This is a genomic window from Kitasatospora sp. NPDC056731 (assembly GCF_040687675.1).
Lineage (GTDB): Bacteria > Actinomycetota > Actinomycetes > Streptomycetales > Streptomycetaceae > Kitasatospora.
Window position 1 is genome coordinate 120,092 of record NZ_JBFBNR010000021.1, and the last position, 19,953, is coordinate 140,044.

Sequence of the window (19,953 nt, forward strand, 5' to 3'; positions counted from 1 at the left end):
GCTGTTGCCGGGCGTCGGCGGTTCGACGGTTCGAGTCAGCCGGTCCGGAGCAGGGTGCACAGCTCGGCGGTGTCGATGATGTGGGCCCGCGAGGGGAGGACCTTCTGCAGCAGGGCGTCGTGGACTTCGGTGTCCGGGTCGGCGACGCCGTCGGACAGGACGTAGAGCCGGTAGTCGCGGTCGGCCGCGTCGAGGACGGTGGACAGGACGACGCCGCTGGTACTGATGCCGGAGACGACCAGGGTGGTGATGCCGCGCTCGCGCAGCTGCTGGTCGAGGTCGGTGGTGGACATGCCGCCGAAGCGGGTCTTGCGCACGACGAGGTCGCCGTCCCGGGGGGCCAGGCGCTCGTGGACGGCCGTGGCAGGGTCCTCGTGGTGCATGACGCGGTGTCGGGCCAGCGGGGCGAAGGACTTGTTGGTGGCCGGGGTCGCGTCCCAGTCGGCCTCGGTGAAGCCGACGCGTACGTAGGCGATGGTGCCGCTGCTGGTGCGGACGTCGGCGATGGCCGCTTCCACGCGGTCGAGCAGGGCTTCGCGGTCCCCGCCTTCGGGCAGCAGGGCCAGGATCGCGGGCTGGCAGTCCAGGACGAGCAGAGCGGTGTGCTCGGGGTCAAGTGCGGGGGCGGTACTCACGCGAGTGTTCTCCTTGCTTGGCGGCACCCGGTCGGTGCGGGGACACGATTCGGCAGACCGACAGCCGCTCCCACTGCACAACCGATCAGCGATCGGAAGCATCAAAGCGCGCCTCATCCCCGGGGATCAAACAACCACAGGACCATCAACCCACAACCATCAGTTGTGCCTATAGAGTGCCGCCATGGACCTCGACACCGTTCGGACCTTCGTCGCCGCCGCCGACGCGGGGCAGTTCCAGGAGGCCGCCGCCGAGCTGGCCGTCACCCAGCAGGCCGTCTCCAAGCGCATCGCCGCGCTGGAGCGCAACCTCGGCGTGCGGTTGTTCACCCGCACCGCGCGCGGGGCCGAGCTCACCATCGACGGGCAGGCGTTCCTGCCCCACGCGCGTGAGCTGCTGCGCGCCGCCGAGCGCGCGGTCGAGTCCGTGCGCCCGGGCCGCCGTCCGCTGCGCGTCGACGTGATCAACTCGCGCGGGGCGGCGTCGGGCCTGATGCGCGGCTTCCACCGCGCGCATCCCGAGATCGACCTCGACGTGATGATGCTGTTCGAGATCGAGACGGCCGTCACCGCCATCCGCTCCGGTGCGATCGACGCGTCCTTCCGCGCCGTCGTCGCGCCCGGCCGGCCCCTTCCCGAGGACATCGAGTCCGTCCGGGTGATCGACGAACCGCTCCAGCTCCTCACCGGTCCCGCCCACGCCCTGGCAGGTGCCCGCTCGGTGACCGTCGCCCAGCTCGCCGGGCACCGGATCTGGATGCCCGGCATCGTCCCCGGTACCGAGTGGGGCGCCTACTACGACGACCTCGTCGCCGAGTTCGGCCTCACCATCGAGGCGACCGGCCCCAACTTCGGCTCCGACGCGCTCCTCGACACCATCGCCGACACCCCGGCCCTGGCCACCTTCATGGGCGAGCACACCCGCCTCGCCTGGCCCGCCGACCACGGCCTGCGCCGCATCCCGGTGACCGACCCGACACCCGTCTACCCCCACTCACTCCTCTGGCACCGCGACAACCCCCACCCAGCCCTCGCCACCCTCCGCACCCACCTCGCCGCCACCACGACCGGCCACGACGCCCCAGGCACCTGGACACCGGACTGGGTCCTTCCGCGCTGAACGCCACCGCAGTTGGTTCCCGCGTACGGCGTCGGGCGGTGCGGTGGCCGCTCGGGAGCGGGCACCGCACCGCCCGACGGCGGGGGGCTGTGGGCCGAGGGCCGTGGGTCAGCGCACGGTGACGGTGAACACGGGGGAGGCGACGTCTCCGCTGACGATGCGCAGCTCGTTCAGGCCCTTGATGCCGAGCTTCACGCCGAGCGAGTAGGAACCGTTGTGGTTGGTGGGGACGGAGGCCGGCAGGGTGACCCACTTGCCGTGCTGCTTCTGCTGCAGGGTCACCTTGGTGCCCGCCTTGAGGCCGCTGGTGGTGCCGTTGACCCGGAACAGCTGCCAGGCCTGGACGGACGTGACGGACGGCTTGGCGGTGATGCCGGCCTGCGCGGCCGCCTGCTGCGCCGTCGCCTGCTGCGTGGTGGACGTGGGGTAGGCGGCCGGGGCGGCCGCCATGGCGGCGGTGCCCGCCAGCCCGAGGGAGAGCACGGCGACGGTGGTCACGGCGGCCAGGCGCAGGGAGTTCCGCTTGGAGACGATCACGGGTGCCCCTTTCAAGGGGAGGTGATTGCTCGGCCCGAAGAGCACGGTCGGCGCGATTCGGGCTCTGTCATCTGTAGGGACGCCGCGCTCCACACTTCGGTTGTGAGCGGATCGTCACCGCCTTGTAACAGTCGGCAATGCCTCGGAGTTCCCAACACCCGCGCACACGAGCGGAATTGGCGCATCCTCTTCTGCGAACGCGACGGCCCCCCTCGACGGCCCGCGCGGGCAGCCGGGCAGCCGCCCCTGGGTGAACAAGTCCGAAGTCAGGCTCTCAGTGAGAGTCGCCGAGGCTGGCGACCACGGCGGCCAGTCGGTCCATGGCGTGCGCCACACCGAGCCCGTCCATGTAGTCGCGGACGTGCAAGATCCGGCCGTTGCGGACCCGGATCACCAGGAGGCCGGGAATGCTGAAGGTCTGGCCGGTTGTGGTCACGGTCCCGGTGACGACCTGCTCGACGGTGATCACCTCGGGGTCGGTGCTCTCGTGCACGGCGACTTCGCGGATCTCCTGCGGTTGCGCCGGGCTTGCGCCCCAGGCCGCCCGGTAGCCCGCGCGGACCTCTTCGCGCCCCTCGTAGCGCGCCGGCATGCCGGGGAAGAGGAACGGAAACTCGTGGACGGCGTCGACGGTGTAAAGATCGGCCAGGTCGTCCGCTGACTTGTCGAGCATCGCCCGCTGGTAGCGGGCCAGAACCTCACGAGGGCCAGGGCTGGCGGGGGTGGTGTCCGGCATGGCGCTTGGGCTCCGTTCGGTCAACGCGGGACTGAGCTCTGTCGATCGATGGGCCGGGAGTTCGGGCGCACGGATGCGACGAAGGCCCCCAAGACCCGGTTGTGACAGCCGACTTGGAGACCCGCTTGACCGCACTCTACGTGAAGATCGACGCCGAGATCGGAGGAACGCGACGGCTGGGACGACCGCCCCGGTCGAGAGTGCCGTCGTCGTGCTGGAGTGCGCGGTGCATGGTACGCACCGTCCACAGCGAGCAGCCCTACGACAGTCACCAGTGGTTTGATGAACGTCGATGCGAAAGCCACGGCCGCGCCGGCCCGCCCCTACCGACACCGCGCCAGCCAGGTCGCGATCTCGTCCACCACCGCCGGCTCCACGTGCCCCGGTCGCGCGTACTCGGCCGGGGTGGCACGGCCGGTGCCGGGGAGGAAGAGGTGGTTGGCGTCCTGGTGGATCCTGATCGCCACCTCGGGCCGGTCTGCCAGGGCGTCCTGCCAGCGCGTCAGGTCGTCGGCGACGGTGACCTGGTAGTCCCGGCCGCCCTGGAGGATCAGCATCGGGCGGGCGAGTGCGGCCGCCGTGGCCACCGGGTCGTACGCGCGCAGGTCGAGCCAGTAGGCGGCGGAGAGTCCGAACGGCAGCAGCTCCGACGGGGTGTCGGGCGTGAGTTCGGGGCCGGCCACCAGCGCGGCCTGTCGGGCCAGCGCCGCCACCGCGTCGTCGATGCCCGGGCCGGGGGCGAGCGCCGCGAGGTGGCGGGCCACCCGGACGGCCGCCTCGTGCATCGGCTGGGCGTCTGCGGCGAGCAGCACCAGTCCCGCGATCGACGGGTCGGCGGCGGCGATTCGGGGCGCCACCTTGCCACCCATGCTGTGGCCGACCAGGTGGATCCGGTCCGCGGCCACCCCGGGCTGTCGCCGGAGCAGTTGGACGGCGGCGAGCTCGGGCGGCAGGTACTCGTCGGCTATGGTGAAGTCCGAGGGCACGTGGTCCGGGTGCGCGAAGGTGGCCTTGTCGAAGCGCAGCACGGCCACCTGTCGGCTCGCGAGCCCCAGGCGAGGTCCTTGAGCGGCTTGTTGGGGCCGCTGCTCTCGTCCCGGTCGAACGCGCCGCCGCCGCTGAGCAGCACGGCGGGCCACGGGCCGGGGCCGACGGGCAGGCTCAGCGTGCCGGGTACGGCGAGCGGACCGGTGCCGAGCCGGACTTCCCGTTCGGTGAACCGGGCCTGGTCCGCGTAGTGCGGCGGCTGCCACTCGGCGCCGTCGTCCTGGGCGAGGCCGCAGACCGTGCAGCAGGCCGTCGGCGCCGACCGACGTGACCACGGTGAAGCTGCCGTCCGCGCAGGTCACCGGAATTCGGACGCGCACCGGGTCGGGCTCTCCGGGCTCGCTCACCGGCTCCCCGATCGCCCTGACCCCTCCCCGTCCCGCGGCCTCGGCCGCCCAGGCGAGCCGCAGCGCTTCGGCGGATACGGCAGCGCGCAGGGGCGGCGCGAACAGTTCCACGGTCTCGGCGAAACTCTCCGCGCGCAGTAGCGCGGCGAAGTCCCGGGTGAGCCGAGCCGGGGCTCGTGGCGAAAGCGCCGGTGCTGCCCAGTCGGTACTGTCCGGCCGCAATTCGGTAGCGGACCGAGCGGCGCTTCGGGCAGGCTCGCGTGCATGGTCTCGGTGTTGCAAAACGTGGCGATCGACTGTGCGGATGCCTACGGGCTGGCTCGGTTCTGGAGTGAGGTGCTCGGTCATCCGCTGCACCCGGGGGACGGCCCGGGTGATCCGGAGACTGCGGTGATGCTGCCGGAGGGCCAACTGTTGTACTTCCACCAGGTGCCGGAACCGAAGACGATCAAGAACAGGGTCCACCTGTGCCTGCGTCCGGAGACCACGCGCGAGGAGGAGGTCGAGCGGCTGCTGAACCTCGGGGCCGCCCTCGTCGACGATCGCCGGGAACCCGGTGGTGCCGGCTGGGCCGTCCTCGCGGACCCTGAGGGCAATGAATTCTGCGTTCTCCGCAGTGCGTCCGACCGCGCGGCGATGTCTTCCTGCGACTCCCCCGCGCAACGGCCGGCTGCCCCGCAGTAGCTGGTCACAGCCGTTCGTTGACGGCCAGGACGATGCGGTGGTCTCCGGGCGGCGACGCGAACTGCGGTGCACCCCGGCCTCGTTGAGCGGGAACACGCTGCTGAGCAGACGCATTGCCCGTGGGACGGGCGTTGGCGGGTGCGGTGGCGAGTAATCCCGGCGGTTCTCACGTCCGGTTCAGCGCAGCGTGGCGGCAAGCGGTCGGACGGCCTCCAGCACGTGGCGACGGAGCCACCGGGACGCGGGATCGTCGTCGAGTCGGCGGTGCCAGCGCAGTTCGATGTCGGCCGCCGGCATCTCCAGCGGCACCTGGTACCACCGGAGGGGCACCTGTCGTTCGACGAGGTGCTCCGCCACCACCCGGGGGCCGAGGCAGATGACGTCTCCCTCCAGCGCCATCAGGGCTGCCACCGCGAAGGAGGGGACCACGGCGACGACGTGCCGGGAGCGGCCCAGGCGGTGAAGTGCCTCGTCCAGCGGCCCGTGCGCGAGGCCTCGGCGGGAGGCGGAGATGTGCGGGTGGGCGCACAGGTCGTCCACCGTCAGCCGTGCTGCCTGGCCCAGGGCGGAGTTCGCCGCCACCACGGCGACGAAGTGGTCGGAGAACAGCGTTCGCGCGCGCACGTCCGGAGGGGGCGGGTCGGCGACGCCGATGTCGAGGTCGAGCGAGCCGTCGCGTAGCCGGTCGGGTTCCTTGGAGTCCTGGGCGACGAACCGCAGGCGGACCTCGGGTGCCTCGGCGGCGATCCGGTGCGTGAGGCGGGGTGCGAGGACGGAGCTGAGTCCGTCGTTGACCCGGATGGCGAAGGTGCGCCGCCACGATCGCGGGTCGCTTCCCGCAGCATCCACCCGGAGTTCGGCCGCGGCCTCCAGCAGCGCCTTGACCCTGGCGGCCGACCGCTGGGCGAACGGGGTGGGCACGAGGCCCCGGCCGGCGCGCACCAGGATCTGGTCGTTCATCGCCCGTCGCAGCCGGCCCAGCGCCCTGCTGGTCGCCGGAATGGACAGATGAAGGCGCGTCGCGGCCGCGGACACGCTGCCGGTGTCCATCAACGCGTCGAACACGCGTAAGAGGTTGAGGTCCAACTGGTCGGCCACGGACGCCCCCTTCGTTTGCGTCTGACGCAAACTCCCTGTGCAAAGCATGCATTAGACATCGTGTCAGGGGCGTTCGAAACTGACGTCGTGGCCACCACACCCTCCGTCCCATCCACGAGGAGCTGCGGACATGCCGAACACCAGGCACCCTGAGAACCGGACGCCGTCCCCTAGTGAATCCACCGCATCCACCGCATCCGCCGAAATCGCCGTAGTCGGCTGCGGGCCGGTCGGCATGACGCTCGCGGCCCTGCTGAGCAAGGCCGGGCACTCGGTCGTGGTGCTCGAACGCTACCCCGGCCTGTACGGGCTCCCGCGGGCCGCCAGCTTCGACGGCGAGATCATGCGCGCGCTGCAAGGGCTCGGACTCGTCGACGAACTGGCGCCCACCCTGCGCACACAGGACGCGTACGAGTGGCGCAACGGGGCGGGTGACCTCCTCATCCGGCAGGTGTTCCGCAATGTCGGCGCCAGCGGTTGGGCCGACCTCTACCAGTTCCACCAGCCCGACCTGGAGACGGCGCTGCACTCGCTGTGCACCTCGATGCCGAACGTCGACCTCCGTTTCGGCACGACGGTCACCGGCCTGTCCCAGGACCGTGACCAGGTCACCCTGAACACGTCGGACGGTGCGACCTTCGCGGCGCGCTACGTGATCGGCTGCGACGGCGGGAACAGCTTCGTGCGGAACGCCCTCGGCGTCGAGCAGGACGACCTCGGCTTCTCCGAACCCTGGCTGGTCTGCGACTTCACCCTCCGGCGCCCCGCGGCCGACCTGGGACTGCCGTCGATGCTGCAGATCGGCGATCCCGAGGGACCGACCACCGTCATCACCACCGGTGCCGAACGCCAGCGGTTCTGCTTCCTGCTCGACGATGACGACGACTTCGGGCGGGAACGTGCGGCGGACGGTGTGTGGTCCCGCGTGGACCGCTACCTGTCCCGCGACGACGCCGACATCGCCCGTACCGCCACCTACACCTTCCAGTCGCTGATCGCGAGGCGCTGGCGGGACGGCCGGGTCCTGCTCGCGGGAGACGCCGCACACCAGATGCCGCCTTTCCTGGGACAAGGACTCTGCTCCGGGATACGGGACGCACTCAACATCGCCTTCAAGCTGGATCTCGTGCTGCGCGGAGTCCGGGGCGCCGAGGTGCTCGACACCTACCAGAGCGAGCGGGAGCCGCACGTGCGCGGTGTGACGGCCACGAGCATGGAACTCGGCCGCCAGCACACCCTGCGGGACCCGGTGCTCGCCCGCGAACGCGACCGCACGCTGATAGTCCACCGACGCGCGCTCCGGGAGCCGGACCGGATCCGGCTGCCCGACCTCGGTCCCGGCCTGTTCGCCTCCGGCGGAGGCCGACTGTCGGTCCAGGGCCGGGTGAGCGACGGCCGGCGGACGGGCCTGCTCGACGACATCGTCGGCGGAGGCTTCCGGCTGCTGGTCGCCGAGCAGGCCCTTCCCCTGCTGAACCGGGCCCCGCTCAACGACCTGGGCGTCACGGTCGTCGGCTTCGGCCCCACCGCCACAGGCACCGCCGCCCCAGGAGCTGCCGCCCCAGGCACCGCCGCCCCAGGAGCTGCCGGAACCGTTGTCGCCGACCCGGACGGCACCCACCGTCGCTGGCTGTCCGACCTCGGCGCCACCGCTGCCGCCGTGCGCCCCGACAACTACGTCTACGCGGCCGGGCCGGACGCGGGCACGGTGGCGAACCAGCTACTGGCCCTCCTCACCCCCGGCACCTGAGCGCGAACCGGCTCAGCCAGACCCCGCCGCCGTACTCCGTGCCCGGAACCGCGCCCACGCCCACGAACCCGCGCCCACCAGCAGGGCCGCCCCCAGCGCGTACACCGGTAGCCAACGCGTCGTCGTCGCCGCCAGGCAGACGTCGACGGCCTGGCGGCTCTGCTCCCGCTGCACGTACCCCAACGCGTCACCGGCACGCCCGGCCAGGTCCCCCAGCGCGGCCTGCGTCCGCAGGACCTCGTAGCGGCCGGCCTCGACGCACCCGCTGCGCGTCCCCGGCATGGGGAACAGCCAGTCCCAGCGCTGAAGTGCCGGAGCCAGCGCCAGCGCCACGCACAGCCCCACGACCAGCGAGTACGCCACCAGGCTCCGCCCGTAGGCAGCCCGTCGACCCGGCGCCGGCAGCGGCGCACGGCCGAACGACAGGACCACCGCGAGCAGCGTCACCCCGAGATAGGTGGAGAACCACTGCCATGACCCCTGCGCGAGCGAGAACGCCAGCACCACGCCGAGCGCCGTCCCCAGCACACCGGCATCACCGGCCGTCCGTCCCCCGCCCGTGCCCATGGACACGGGGCCGCGGTCACCTCCAGGGCTGTGCCCACTCACAGGCTCTCCTCGTCCGCCAACGGGGCACCAGCCTCCCGCCACCGCCTACCGCCACGGCTTGTCACCACACCGGTGAGCCCTCGGACGCCACCCGCCCAGCCGAGCCCGGGCCTACGGGCGGATCAGTGCCCTCACCGCTCCCAGTAGTCGACGTCGGGCAGTCGTATCCAGCTGTCGGCGGGGCCGGTGACGGCGCGGGCGTCGGCGGGGCGCAGGCCCGCGAAGGCGCAGGCCTGGGCGACGGCGTGGTGGTGGTAGAGGTAGCCGGTCAGGACCTCGTCAGGGGTGTGGTTCGGGAGGGGGGCGCCACCGGGGTGGAGGTCCCAGGCTTCGACGGTGCCGTCGCGGACGATGCTGCCCTGGTTGCCGCTCTTGGGGTTGGCGTACAGGCCGTAGCCGACCGTGCCGGCGGTCAGTCGGGCCATCGCGCCCGGGGTGGACGGCGTGTAGCCCCAGGGCTGGGTGACGATGCATCCGCCGGGCACGGTCGTGACACCGGCGATGAGCAGGCCCTCGTCCATGTCGTACTCGTTCGGGTCGTCGAGGAAGTCCTCCATGAACTCCTCGTCCAACGGAGTGGCGTCCAGCCGGCGGACCGCTTCGGCGGCGTCGATGGCGGCGATGCAGGCGAGGCCGGTGCCCTCGAAGAAGAAACGGCCCAGGGCCTGGACGAGGTGCCGCCCGCGCTGGACGGTGGCCTGTTCGGTCGCTGTCAGGCCGGCTTGTCCGTCGGGCACGGGGAACAGGTCAGGGGCCGGCCCGGCCAGGGCGATGCGGCCGGGCGACCAGCCGCCGAGCTGGGGCCGCCACGGGTCGGCGCCTGCGGCCACGAGGGCCCGGGCGTTGTCCGGCCGGTTCTCCATGACGGCCTCCCACAGGGCCGTCGTCCCGTTCTCCAGCGCGTCCACGTCCGACACCCGGCGCGTCAGTTCGGCCACCACCTCGGGCGAGCCGAAACCCGCAGCCTGGTTCAGGGGGCGGCGACTCCCGCCCCACAGGTCCGGGTCGGCTCCTGCGTCGAGCCGCGTACGGATGTCGTCGTGGTCCCGCCAGCTGTTCCAGGTCACACCGTCCCAGCCCGTCATCGTGGCCCCCCGTTCGTTCGTCGTCAGCGCGGCTCTCCGTGAGCGCCGCCCGTCCACACACGATGGCATGCCGGTCTGACAGTCGCTGTCCGGTGCCTTCGGTAGCTGCTGGGGCTGTGCCCTCGGTGACCGCCACTCGTCACCGGACAGCGCCGCGGGGGTCTCCCCCGGCTGCCCGACCGTCGTGCTCCGGAACCGCAGGACCGCAGGACTGTGCTGGGAGCCCGGCGCCTTCCAGATGCCGGCTGACCTGTCGTCGACCGAGGTCAGCGGTACCAGGTGCGGACGGCGGCCGCCGTCTCACGGACGTCCGCGTCCCCGGCGCGGATGCGGGCGGCCAGGTCGGCGGCCTGCTTGGGCTCCGCGGTGACGATGACGCCGGAGGCGCTGAGGTAGGAGGCGGCCACGACGGCGGCGAAGTGCTCGTTGGCGAATTCCAGGGCCGGGACGCGGATCAGCTGGTGCATGAGAGCGGCGGCCCGCTGGTGCACCTCGCCGTACACCGGCACGTCCAAGACCTCGTCGAGGTGACGGGCGACCGCGGCGGCGAGGGTGCCGTAGTCGGTGACGTCCGGATCGGCGGGCAGGAACTGGTGGGCGATGTCAAGCAGCCACGCCCGGTCTATCCGGAGGATCACGCAGCGTCCGCCGCGGCGCCGCGGGTGCTCTGCGGGTAGGGCCCGAACTCGGCCTCGAACGCAGGCGCCCACGTCGGCGCGAAGTGCGCCGCGGCAGTCAGGAACCGTTCGCGCCGCTCGTCCGCCTCCTCCGCCAGCACCTTGCGCGCATAGTCCGTCAGGCTCAGCCCGGCGGCCTCCGCCCGCTGCTCCAGCGCCTCGTGCACGGCGTCGTCCAGTCGCACGTTCAGCTGCTTCATAACGGCGAATCGTAGTTCGGGGTACACCCCGCTACAAGTTTGAGGACGGCGTGTCGGGCACCACAGACCACCCGGCGGGTTTCGGCACGTCCTCAGCGACCAAACGCGGCCGATGGCCGACGGGGCCTCCGCCCGTTGCTTTCTCGACCAAGTCGGAGTCTCGGTCGCTTGGGTCGCTTCAGTAGCTGCCCTGCCGGGTCACGTCCTGGGGCTACGGGCTCTCCGCCGGCTCGGGCCTCCATCGACTGACCCGGATCCGGTGCCACAAAAAAGGCCGTGCGTACCGGGACAGCAGGGCAACGCCGCTGTCCTCGGAGGGCAGCGGCGACCGAAGCGACTCAGCGACTCAGGGCTGGAAGTGTTCAGTCACTGATCGCGCCTGCGGAAATAGTCCCAGGTCAGAGCAGCAAAGCGACTCTCCCGGCGCTGAGGCGGAGCTACTGAAGCGACCCAAGCGACCCAAGTTGGGGACTTCCACGAGAACCTGGTCCGGCGACACGCCGGGGGACAGTGCCCGAGAGACTCAGTCGCTTTCAGTCGCTGGGGTTCAGTCGCTGGGAAAAATCCCAGGTCAGAGCAGGTTCACCCACCCCGTCAGCGACCGAAGCGACTCAAGGTCAGGTATATGAAGACATTCCCCTGTGCGTGTGCGCGTTATAGACCCGGGCTACAGTCGCTTCAGTCGCTGTTTGCTGTTAAAACCGGCTTTGACCTGCGAAAATGCCGGAAGACCGAAACCAGCGACTGAACGGGGTCGGTCGCTGGCCCGGGTTTCGGTAGCTGAGTTTCGCCGCTGACTCCGGCAGTTCGCGTTCCCACGTCCTCGCTCGGATAGTCTGTGTGAGCTATCTTCTGGACTTCGGTCGCTTCAGTCGCTGATCCGGCGCCCACCAGTGCCCTGACCTGGCTTTTCGCCTTCAGCGACTGAACGAGCGACTCAAGTCCGAGCAGCTACCAACCATGGGGAGAGGGACCAGCGTGACGGCGCCTAAGGCCGTGGGGAGCGACCGAGCGTTTCGCCAGCCGGATGCGCTGGCTGTCGCGCGCTGGTGCGCCGTCCAGGGTTGGCCCGTCCATCCCCTCGCGCCCGGTCGCAAGACCCCGCCCGCCAACTGCCAGCCCTGCCAGGAGCAGGCCCACAATCCCGCCGACTGCCCGTGCCCTGCGGCCGGTCGCTGGTGCCACGGCTTCCACGCGGCCACTCTCGACCAGGACATCCTCACCGCCTGGTGGCGCGTCAACCCGGACTTCGGTACCGGGGTCGCCTGTGGTCCGGCAGGTCTCGTCGTCATCGACGTCGACAGCCACCCCAGCACCGTCCCCGCCCGGGACCGGATTCTGCCCGGAATCCCGATCCACGAGAACGTCAACCTCGACGGCCTTGAGAACGGCTACCACACCCTTGCTCTGCTCGCGGCCCTGCGCCAGGCTCCTGACCCGGCGACCGACACGGAAACCCTGCGCCTGCGCACCCCCTCCGGTGGTCTGCACATCTGGTACCAGGAGGACGCCCCCCGCCGGTTCGCCTGCTCCACCGGCTCCTCCAACGGCCGGGCCCTGGCCTGGCAGGTCGACGTGCGCGCCCACGGCGGCTACATCGTCGCCCCCGGCACCGTGACCACCGCCGGTACCTACACCGCGCTCCCCGGGGCAAGGACCCCCGCGCCCCTGCCCCAGTGGCTCAGCGACGAACTGGTTCGCACCGGACACCTCAAGGACCAGCCCAGCAACCAGCGCGCCGCCCAGCCGTCCGTCCCCGACCGTGGCCGCGCGGCCGTCGTCGCGGCAGGCGGCGGCAAGCGCGGGGCCGAGCGAGTCCTCGACACCGTCCTCCAGGACGTCACCGACTGTGCCACCACCCCCGAGGGGGCCGGTTTCACCGGCAAACTCAATCGCGCCGCCTACACGATGGGAGGCCTGGTCTCCGCCGGTCACCTGACCCACACCGCCGCCGAGCGGCTCCTGCTGGACGCGGCCCGCACCGCCCGCCCCAGCCAGGACAGGCAAAGCTCCGCCGTCATCCGCTCCGGCCTCGCCGCCGGCGCCCGACAGCCCCTGCACGTCGGGAAGGCACGCGGATGAACGACAGCACCCGCAAGAGGACGGTCTTCGATCCCGTGGCCACGGCCCAGCAGATCCTGGAGTACCCGCCGGTCCCCGGCCCAGCCTCCCCGCCCCCCTGGCACGGCACCCCCGTCCAGGAGAGCCTTCTCGACACCCCGTCCGCCGAACCCGCGCCGGCCCCCGAGCCTGTTCAGGAGACCAAGCAGGCCCCGGCCGGGCCGGAGGCGAGCGCGCACGGCCTCCTGCCCGACTCCCTGTCCGACCGGGGCAACGCCAAGCTCTTCGTCCACCTCTACGGAGGCGACTACCGCCACGTCCCCGGGCTCGGCTGGTACCGCTGGGCGGCACATCGCTGGCAGCTCGACGAGGACGACACCGTCCTGTGGGCAGCCGGCGAGATGGCCGAGAGCATCGCCACCCACGATCCCCGTGGCGTCTACACCAACACCGATCTGCGTCGGCACCGCCGCCGGGCTCTCTCGACCTCGGGCATGAACGCCATGCTCGCCCAGGCCAAGTCCGCCCCGGGCATGGTCCTCAACGCCGCCCTGCTGGACGCCGACGCCTACGCCCTGTGCACCCCCGGCGGCGTGGTCGACCTGCGCACCGGCGCCATCGTCCCGCCTGACCCGAAGGTCCATCACCACTCCCGCTCCACCACCCTGGCCCCCGCCCGGATGCGGACCCCGCGCTGGGACCGCTTCCTCACCGACACCTTCGGCGACGACAAGGAAGGCCGGCAGACCCGGGACTTCCTCCACCTGCTGCTCGGCTACTCGATCAGCGGCGACGTCGGCGCCCAGGTCATGCCGTTCCTCTACGGCCAGGGCAAGAACGGCAAGAGCGTCCTGCTGGACGTCATGATCCAGCTCCTCGGCGACTACGCGGACGCCGCCCCGCCCGGCTTCCTGATGGCCAAGACCTTCGACGGGCACCCCACCGACCTCGCCGAACTCCATGGCCGGCGCATCATCGTCTGCTCCGAGCTCAAGCCCGGCGACCGCTTCGACGAGGCCAGGGTCAAGCTCCTCACCGGCGGCGACAAGATCAAGGCCCGCCGGATGCGCCAGGACTTCTTCTCCTTCGAACCGACCCACAAGCTCTGGCTGCTCGGCAACCACCGCCCCGAGGTCGGCACCGGCGGCTTCGCCTTCTGGCGCCGCATGCGCCTGATCCCGTTCGAACGAGTCGTCCCCGAGGAACGTAAGATCGACAACCTGGCCCACGTCCTCGTCGCCGAGGAGGGCCCCGGCATCCTCGCCTGGCTCATCGACGGCGCCCGCCGCTACTTCGCCGGCGAGAAGGACCTCGCCGGCCCCCAGCGCGTCCAGGTCGCCACCACCGCCTACGCCGAGACCGAGGACCACGTCGGCCGCTTCCTCAAGGAGGCCTGCATCACAGGCGAGGGCATGCGCGCCGAACAGTCCCAGCTCTTCGGCGCGTACACCCGCTGGTGCGGCTTCGAAGGCGCCAATCCCGTATCCGGTCGTGCGTTCGCTGCACGAGTTCGCGAGACACTGGGTATGACCTCCCCCAAGGAGATGGTCCTGTCCAACAGTCGCAAGTACTACCCGGGCATCGGCCTGATCACCGACGACACAGAGGAGCAGAACGCGTGAGCGCGCTGATCGACCCGGCCGAGCTCGCCCACGAAACCGATCTCGTCTGGCTTGAGGACACCACCGACCTCGACTACGTGCGCCAGTCCCTGGACCGCCTCACCACCCGCCGCGGCCGCCCCGCCTACCACCGCGACGGCCGCATGGTCGGCTACGCCATCCTCGGCCCCGACGCCAGATCCTCCCGGGCCTCCGGCACCTTCCGCCGCCGCGTCTTCTGGCTCCTGCCGCACGACCGCGACCAGGACCCCGAGGGCCTCTACTCCACCGGAGCCCCCTCCGAGGCCGTCGACCCGCGTACCGTCGCCCCCGGCGTCAAGGGGTACAAGACCGAGCGCTCCGAAGGCGGCCCGGCCTCGCCGGCGATGCTCGAACTGGGGATAACGCTTCCGAAGGCGTGACCGTATCGGCGTGGGTGCACTCGCACCCACGCCGTTTTTTGATCAGACGGCAGCTGCTGTTGCTCGTCCGGATCCGGCGGTTACGGCTCGGCGCCCGGGCGGCGCTGCTCCTCGAAGAGTGCCGACTGCCCCGCCAGGAGGCTGTCCAGGAACCGGCCGTGCTGCGGGGGCGTGCGCTCCTCGGGCTCCAGGGCCGGGGTGAGGGTCTGAGGAACCTCGGTCTGCCGGCCTTCGGCCTGCGGCTTTTCGGCTCGCAGCGTTTCGGCCTGCGGCGTTTGGATCCGTAGGGTTTCGCTCTGGAGGACTCGGGCCCGGAGGACTTGGGTCTGCGGGACCTCGACCTGGCGGACCCGGCCGGCGCCCAGGACACCGAGCGCCTCGGCGAGACAGGTCATTGCCTGACCAGTCTCGGCCTCCCTCTCCCCCGGCCTCTCCCCCGTGCTGGTCTCGTCCTCCACCTGGGCGCGGCCGCGCGGCGACGTATGTGCCTTCGCGGCTCTCGCTGCCTTCGCACCGCCCCGGCCGGCCATCGCCGCCCCCGTGCGCGACGCGGCGGACTCCTTCCGAAGCCGGTCGACCTCCGTCTCCAGTGCCGCCAGGCGCATCCGCAGGTCGTCGAGCTCGCTCATGCTCCCCCTCGTTCAGGACCGTCCCCGGCCTCCCACGGCCGTTGACGTGCCGCTTCAGCCTAGCCGGGCGCCCCCGGGCCACCGCCCCCGGCTACGGACCTGGTCACGGACACGCCAGTTCGCTCGCCACCCACACGTTCGCCTAAGGCGACAGCACGTAGTTCGGACGCTGCCGCGATCCTGTTACTTCGCCTCATGAGCATCGGGAGCGGTCGCTGAAACCTCGCGGCCGCCGGGCCTCACCGGGTTGCGGCTCCGGGCAGTTCGCAGAGGTCGAGCAACTCGTGGAGGCGGTCAGTGGCCAGACTCGGGTTGGCTGCGGCTCCTTCCGCGTGCTCCGGGTCGTTCAGCAGAGCCGAGACCAGGTCGAGGGGAAGGCGCGGATTGGCTGCCGCGGCTTGACGGACGCTGGGTTCGGGGTCGGCGAGCAGGTGGACGGGCGGCTGGGCCAGGCCGGCGTCGGACGCGGCCAGAGCGCGGACGTCCGGGTCGTCGTGGTCGAGCAGGTGGTCCAGGCCGGTGCGGGGTAGACGGGGCAGCGTGAGCAGGTAGGGCCGCTGGCGCGGTGCGGCGATGAAGGCGTCGAGAACGAGTGCGGGCGGTGCCAGCGGGTGGTTGAAGGCCAACAGATGGCGCACGTCCGCGTCAGGGTCCTCGGCCAGACGGTGCACCAGCTCCGCCGACAGCAGGGGGCAGGTCGCGGCGACTCGGCGCAGCTGAGGATCCGCGGACGCGGCGCACGCCTCGTACCAGCTCGTCCCCGGCTCGACGAACATCTCGCCGACAGCACCGACGTTCTCGACGGCGTGGCCGAAGACCCGGTCGATGGCGGCGCGCTGCGGCCAGGTCCGCGGCAGTGGGTGCAGCTGGGCCCGGGCCCGTACGGCGCTGTCCGGGTCCTGGGCCAGTTCCGCCAGGAGTGGCGGGTCCAGGTCGGCTCTGGCGGCCACCTGCTTGCGCACGTTCGGATCGAGGTCGTGGGCGAGGCGGGCGACGATGTCGCCGGGCGTGTGGGGGTTGCGGGCAAGCGACCACAGGTCGCGCCGTTCGGCGAGGCACTGCTCGGCTACGGCCTGGGAGACGGCGTAATTGATGAGCAGAAGATTCCGGGCGTGGCAGTCGCGTTCCGGCAGCTCCGCTTCCATCGCCGCCGGGTCCAGGATCCGGCGGTGGTCACGGGCGGCCTCCGCGACGGTGGGATCCGGGTCGGCCAGGAGCGCGTCGCGTTGGCCAGGAGTCAGCCACAGCCACAGGCTGGCGGCCTGGGCCCGAAGTACGGGGTTCGGGTGGTCGAGCATCCTGCGGTGGAACGATGCACGGATCTGCCCGGAGAACGCCAGCTCCTGCCGGATCTCGTCTGCGCTGAGCACCTGGTCCCCGTGGTGTTCGTCGCGGGTGGTCAGCAGGATTTCCAGGACGTCGTCGGGCAACGGCTCGGCCCTGCTCAGGCGCGGACGCGGACCTGCGGCAAGGCTCGCGCGGACGAAGGCATCGGGGTCGTCGACCAGCCGGCCGCGCTGTTCGGGAGCGGCGTGCCGGTTACGCGCGAAGGCGCGGCGGACCGTCTGCTCAGGGTGTGCGAGCACCGCCTCGACGACCTCTGGGGGAAGGGCACGTTCCTGGCAGAGGGCCGTCCAGGCCGCGCGCCCCTGCGGGGCCAGTAGACGCAGCAGAACCTCGGACGGCGCAGCCCGGTTGGCCGCGACGCCTCGCAGCCACGGTTCCGCGAGATGGGATGAGGACATCGGGACATCGTGGCAGTGGGTACGGCACCGCGTCGACGGGTTCGCTGAACCTGACGGCCCACCGGACTGCAGCTGCCGACTTTGATCGACCATTGCTGCCTCCTGAATTTTCCGCGGAAAATTCAGGAGGCAGTGAGCGAGTGGGGCCGACGTGTCATCTGGATCGGGCTGCCGCTCCCCCGCTGGCTCAGCTCTCCACCGCTGAATTTTCTGCGGAAAATTCTGCGCCTTCGGACTGGGCGCTGCGGAATCGGAGGCCCGCTGGCGGACCTTCGGTCGTGCTTCGGGCGCAGTGGATCAGGTCGACTGACACGGTCTGGGGCGGTCATTCTCGACGGCGCGGGCGAGGCGGGGGCTCGTGGTGATGAGCATCCGGCGGGCCGTCCGGAGTGAGTCACGGGGAGTCGATCAATCCCCCGGGCCGTCCCGGTGTCCTCTCTGAGGCTCCGAATTTTCTGCGGAAAATTCCGAGATGCGGTTCAGCAGTCCGGGCTGTCGAAGCGGCCGGTTTGGCGGAGGAAGAAACGGGATGTCTGTCTCGACCCGGACGGCGCGGTCAGGACGGATGGTCGTCATCCCGGCAACGCCCGCCGTCGTCGCCTACCAGAACCAGTGCGGTGGGCGCTCCTGCCCTCGGCGCGGGCCTGCGGGCAATCGCCGCGCAGTGAGCTCAGCGCAGGCGATTTTCCGCAGAAAATTCTCCATGTCCAGGACAGCAGCCAAGGGGCAGAAGCTTCTGCCGCTCCTTGACCCGGCGGCGGATGATCAGCAGAGCAGCCGTGCGTCCTGGCAGTCATCGGTCTCATGGATTCGCGCGGGCTCTGCCGTTGGCACAGCACGGCGGACACGCGCCGTCGGAGTGGGGTCCGGACGGCGTGTGACGTCATCTCGGGGAACCTGTCAGTCCCCCGGGTCGTCCCGGTGTTCTCTCTGAGACCCCCGAATTTTCTGCGGAAAATTTCGCGGCGTGGTTCAGCAGCCCGGCTTCCTGGTCCATGGCGGTCTGAAGGGAGCGGCACTCGGCTAGTTGGCGAACGACCCCGAGGGCGAGCCCGAGCAGACCGTGTCGGTCCTTTCCGACGGAGGGTCCCGGTATCGGCTTGCGGTTGTGGTGGGGCTCAGCTGTGTGTGAGGGAACTGTCGAAGCTGCCGGTTCGGTGGCGAGGAAATGGGATGTGTGTTCCGACCTGGACGGGCGCGGTTCAGGATGGATGGTCGTCATCCTGGCAGCGCCCGCCGTCGTGGCCTACCAGAGCCAGTGCGGTGGGCAATCGCCGCGCAGTGAGCTCGGAGCAGGCGATTTTCCGCAGAAAATTCTCCAGGCTCAGGACAGTCGTGGGGCAGAAGCTTCTGCCGCTTCTCGCCCCGGCGGCGGATGATGGGCAGAGCAGCCGTGCGTCCTGGCGGTCATCGGCCTCATGGATTCGCACGCTCTCTGCCGTTGGCACAGCATGGCGGACACGCGCTGTTGGAGTGGGGTCCGGACGGCGTGTGACGTCATCACGGGGAGTCGATCAATCCCCCAGGCCGTCCCAGTGTCCTTTCTGAGGCCCCGAATTTTCTGCGGAAAATTTCGCGACGCGGTTCTGTAGTCCGGCTTCCTGGTCCACCGCGATCCGAAGAGAGCGGCACTCGGCCGGCTGGCGAACGACCCTGCGGGCTTGCTCGGCCGGACCGTGTGGGGCGGGCCAGCGGAGCCGCATCATTGGCTGCGGTTGTGACGGAAACTCAGTCGTGTGTGGGGGAGCTGTTGAGGTGACTGATTCAGCATGGAGGAACGGAGCGTCTACCTCGGACTGGATGGGTGTGGCCCACGATGAATGTTCGTCACCGTGGCAGTGTCCATCGGCGTCGCCTACCAGAACCAGTGCGGTGGGTGCTCCTGCGTCCGGCGTGGGCAGGTGGGTAGTCGTCGTGCAGCAAGCTCCGGATAGCACGACTGTGTCCTGGGCCAGGGGGTCGCGGCTCGGCGATTTTCCGCAGAAAATTCGTCGGCGGTCGGGCAGGGGCAAGGCCGCTGTCGGTCTTCGCCTCGGTGGCGGATGACCGCGCACTCGTCCTGCCACGGCCCGCGTCGACAGGCACTATGGCTCCCGGCCGAACCGCGCCTACCTGTGTAGGAGCGGCATCCGTCGCACCATCCTGGAGAAGACCTACCAGATCCATAGCCGAAAGAAGCTCGGCGCCGGTGACGGCTGTCGCCCAGCTCTGGTGAGGATGATGACCGGGCTCAAGCAACACTGTGCGCGGTGGCGATGGGGTGCGACGAGTTGGCTGTCCGCTACGAGGCAGCCGCGTTGATCGCCGCCATATACGAGTAGCTGCGAAACGCCCCCCGCTGCGATCATGTGGCGGTGAACGATGGGCTGCCTGACGGCTGGACGATCGAGCGAGTGCGCTCCGCATCAGGGGATTCCGAAGCCGCCCTGCTCACTCTCGAACGACTGGTCGTGGTCGAGGAGCACGGCCGCGCGGACTACGTCTCACTCCGACCCGACGTCATCCTGTCCTTCCATGGCCTGTGTCTCGTGCGAGCGGACGACGACTGGTACATGGGCCAGCTCGACTTCGACGGCTCAGTCATCTGCTGGGCTGCCTACGGTCCCGACTTGGGCGAAGCCATCCAGGGGTTGTGACGTATCAGGCGATCGGCTTGATCACTTTCACAACGTGCCTCAGCGGGGGAGAGGACCACCCCCACTTGCCGTGATAGGCGCTCCCCCGTAGGAGGCCGCAGGGGAGTCGAAGCCGTCGGCAGTTCCTGTGTCGCGAGGGCGGGGGGCCGCTTGCTGGGAACCGGCACACAGCGCTCGCGCCAATCGGAGCCTGACCTGTCTAGCAGTCAGCCGACGGATCTTCCGCAGAAAATTCGAGGGCTTCGATGGGGGAGCAGCATCAGCATCCGGACCAGCCGACTGGAAAGCGCACGCTCACGTGCTGCACAGCCACGGCTCGGACCCGGGTTCGGGT

Annotated in this window: 18 protein-coding genes; 7 read left to right on the top strand and 11 right to left on the bottom strand. The window is 70.5% G+C overall.

Annotated elements, in window-relative coordinates; all coding sequences use genetic code 11:
* Positions 1-35: 35 nt before the first annotated feature.
* Positions 36-635: a cysteine hydrolase gene (locus AB0R04_RS22765; protein ID WP_363373967.1), complete on the bottom strand. Its 600-nt coding sequence runs from the start codon at positions 633-635 to the stop codon at positions 36-38.
* Between the two features lie 184 nt (positions 636-819).
* On the opposite strand from AB0R04_RS22765, the gene AB0R04_RS22770 reads away from it, so the two are divergent.
* Entirely contained in the window at positions 820-1,755 is a 936-nt protein-coding gene (locus AB0R04_RS22770; RefSeq protein ID WP_363373969.1) for a LysR family transcriptional regulator, read from the top strand.
* A 108-nt stretch (positions 1,756-1,863) separates the two neighbouring features.
* Here AB0R04_RS22770 and AB0R04_RS22775 read toward each other — a convergent pair whose 3' ends face one another.
* The 3 genes from AB0R04_RS22775 to AB0R04_RS22785 form a co-directional block, all read right to left on the bottom strand.
* A complete protein-coding gene (locus tag AB0R04_RS22775) occupies positions 1,864-2,292 on the bottom strand; it encodes a hypothetical protein (RefSeq protein ID WP_363373972.1) in 429 nt (142 codons plus the stop codon).
* Positions 2,293-2,566: 274 nt separating this feature from the next.
* Positions 2,567-3,028 carry a nuclear transport factor 2 family protein gene (locus AB0R04_RS22780; RefSeq protein ID WP_363373974.1) on the bottom strand — a complete coding sequence of 154 codons (462 nt, stop codon included), beginning with the start codon at positions 3,026-3,028 and terminating at the stop codon, positions 2,567-2,569.
* A gap of 323 nt (positions 3,029-3,351) precedes the next feature.
* A complete protein-coding gene (locus AB0R04_RS22785; protein WP_363373975.1) occupies positions 3,352-4,056 on the bottom strand; it encodes an alpha/beta hydrolase in 705 nt (234 codons plus the stop codon).
* A 630-nt stretch (positions 4,057-4,686) separates the two neighbouring features.
* Between AB0R04_RS22785 and AB0R04_RS22790 the strand changes: the two genes are divergently transcribed.
* Positions 4,687-5,106, top strand: a complete 420-nt coding sequence (locus tag AB0R04_RS22790; RefSeq protein WP_363373977.1) for a VOC family protein — start codon at positions 4,687-4,689, stop codon at positions 5,104-5,106.
* Positions 5,107-5,283: 177 nt separating this feature from the next.
* On the opposite strand, the gene AB0R04_RS22795 is transcribed toward AB0R04_RS22790, so the two are convergent.
* Positions 5,284-6,204 (bottom strand): LysR family transcriptional regulator, encoded by a 921-nt coding sequence (locus AB0R04_RS22795; protein WP_363373980.1) that lies wholly within the window; start codon positions 6,202-6,204, stop codon positions 5,284-5,286.
* Between the two features lie 130 nt (positions 6,205-6,334).
* Here AB0R04_RS22795 and AB0R04_RS22800 point away from each other — a divergent pair, with 130 nt between their 5' ends.
* Entirely contained in the window at positions 6,335-7,954 is a 1,620-nt protein-coding gene (locus AB0R04_RS22800) for a bifunctional 3-(3-hydroxy-phenyl)propionate/3-hydroxycinnamic acid hydroxylase (protein ID WP_363373982.1), read from the top strand.
* 12 nt (positions 7,955-7,966) lie between these two features.
* On the opposite strand, the gene AB0R04_RS22805 is transcribed toward AB0R04_RS22800, so the two are convergent.
* The 4 genes from AB0R04_RS22805 to AB0R04_RS22820 form a co-directional block, all read right to left on the bottom strand.
* Positions 7,967-8,521: a hypothetical protein gene (locus AB0R04_RS22805; protein WP_363374024.1), complete on the bottom strand. Its 555-nt coding sequence runs from the start codon at positions 8,519-8,521 to the stop codon at positions 7,967-7,969.
* Positions 8,522-8,694: 173 nt separating this feature from the next.
* Positions 8,695-9,648: an ankyrin repeat domain-containing protein gene (locus tag AB0R04_RS22810; protein WP_363373984.1), complete on the bottom strand. Its 954-nt coding sequence runs from the start codon at positions 9,646-9,648 to the stop codon at positions 8,695-8,697.
* Between the two features lie 266 nt (positions 9,649-9,914).
* Positions 9,915-10,286, bottom strand: coding sequence for a fic family toxin-antitoxin system, toxin component (locus AB0R04_RS22815; protein WP_363373986.1), 372 nt, complete (start codon positions 10,284-10,286; stop codon positions 9,915-9,917).
* Positions 10,283-10,552, bottom strand: coding sequence for a toxin-antitoxin system HicB family antitoxin (locus tag AB0R04_RS22820; RefSeq protein WP_347878569.1), 270 nt, complete (start codon positions 10,550-10,552; stop codon positions 10,283-10,285). The genes AB0R04_RS22815 and AB0R04_RS22820 overlap by 4 nt, the downstream gene beginning before the upstream one ends.
* 951 nt (positions 10,553-11,503) lie before the next feature.
* Between AB0R04_RS22820 and AB0R04_RS22825 the strand changes: the two genes are divergently transcribed.
* Genes AB0R04_RS22825 through AB0R04_RS22835 form a run of 3 tightly spaced genes read left to right on the top strand, consistent with a single transcriptional unit; the run spans position 11,504 to position 14,609 of the window.
* Positions 11,504-12,607 carry a bifunctional DNA primase/polymerase gene (locus AB0R04_RS22825; protein WP_363373989.1) on the top strand — a complete coding sequence of 368 codons (1,104 nt, stop codon included), beginning with the start codon at positions 11,504-11,506 and terminating at the stop codon, positions 12,605-12,607.
* Positions 12,604-14,208: a phage/plasmid primase, P4 family gene (locus AB0R04_RS22830; protein WP_363373991.1), complete on the top strand. Its 1,605-nt coding sequence runs from the start codon at positions 12,604-12,606 to the stop codon at positions 14,206-14,208. Before AB0R04_RS22825 ends, AB0R04_RS22830 begins: the two co-directional genes overlap by 4 nt.
* A complete protein-coding gene (locus AB0R04_RS22835) occupies positions 14,205-14,609 on the top strand; it encodes a DUF6009 family protein (protein ID WP_063352543.1) in 405 nt (134 codons plus the stop codon). Before AB0R04_RS22830 ends, AB0R04_RS22835 begins: the two co-directional genes overlap by 4 nt.
* Before the next feature lie 80 nt (positions 14,610-14,689).
* Here the strand turns inward: AB0R04_RS22835 and AB0R04_RS22840 are convergent, their stop codons facing one another.
* Both AB0R04_RS22840 and AB0R04_RS22845 read right to left on the bottom strand, forming a co-directional pair.
* Entirely contained in the window at positions 14,690-15,238 is a 549-nt protein-coding gene (locus tag AB0R04_RS22840; protein ID WP_363373994.1) for a hypothetical protein, read from the bottom strand.
* Positions 15,239-15,477: 239 nt separating this feature from the next.
* A complete protein-coding gene (locus tag AB0R04_RS22845) occupies positions 15,478-16,983 on the bottom strand; it encodes a hypothetical protein (RefSeq protein WP_363373997.1) in 1,506 nt (501 codons plus the stop codon).
* 2,354 nt (positions 16,984-19,337) lie between these two features.
* On the opposite strand from AB0R04_RS22845, the gene AB0R04_RS22850 reads away from it, so the two are divergent.
* Entirely contained in the window at positions 19,338-19,619 is a 282-nt protein-coding gene (locus tag AB0R04_RS22850) for a hypothetical protein (RefSeq protein WP_363374000.1), read from the top strand.
* Positions 19,620-19,953: the final 334 nt, after the last annotated feature.

Bases quoted from the DNA above. Each gene is read 5' to 3' on its own strand.
- AB0R04_RS22770 (WP_363373969.1), top strand. From the start codon at position 820: ATGGACCTCGACACCGTTCGGACCTTCGTCGCCGCCGCCGACGCGGGG.
- AB0R04_RS22780 (WP_363373974.1), bottom strand. From the start codon at position 3,028: ATGCCGGACACCACCCCCGCCAGCCCTGGCCCTCGTGAGGTTCTGGCC.
- AB0R04_RS22790 (WP_363373977.1), top strand. From the start codon at position 4,687: ATGGTCTCGGTGTTGCAAAACGTGGCGATCGACTGTGCGGATGCCTAC.
- AB0R04_RS22800 (WP_363373982.1), top strand. From the start codon at position 6,335: ATGCCGAACACCAGGCACCCTGAGAACCGGACGCCGTCCCCTAGTGAA.
- AB0R04_RS22805 (WP_363374024.1), bottom strand. From the start codon at position 8,521: ATGGGCACGGGCGGGGGACGGACGGCCGGTGATGCCGGTGTGCTGGGG.
- AB0R04_RS22810 (WP_363373984.1), bottom strand. From the start codon at position 9,648: ATGACGGGCTGGGACGGTGTGACCTGGAACAGCTGGCGGGACCACGAC.
- AB0R04_RS22830 (WP_363373991.1), top strand. From the start codon at position 12,604: ATGAACGACAGCACCCGCAAGAGGACGGTCTTCGATCCCGTGGCCACG.
- AB0R04_RS22840 (WP_363373994.1), bottom strand. From the start codon at position 15,238: ATGAGCGAGCTCGACGACCTGCGGATGCGCCTGGCGGCACTGGAGACG.
- AB0R04_RS22845 (WP_363373997.1), bottom strand. From the start codon at position 16,983: ATGTCCTCATCCCATCTCGCGGAACCGTGGCTGCGAGGCGTCGCGGCC.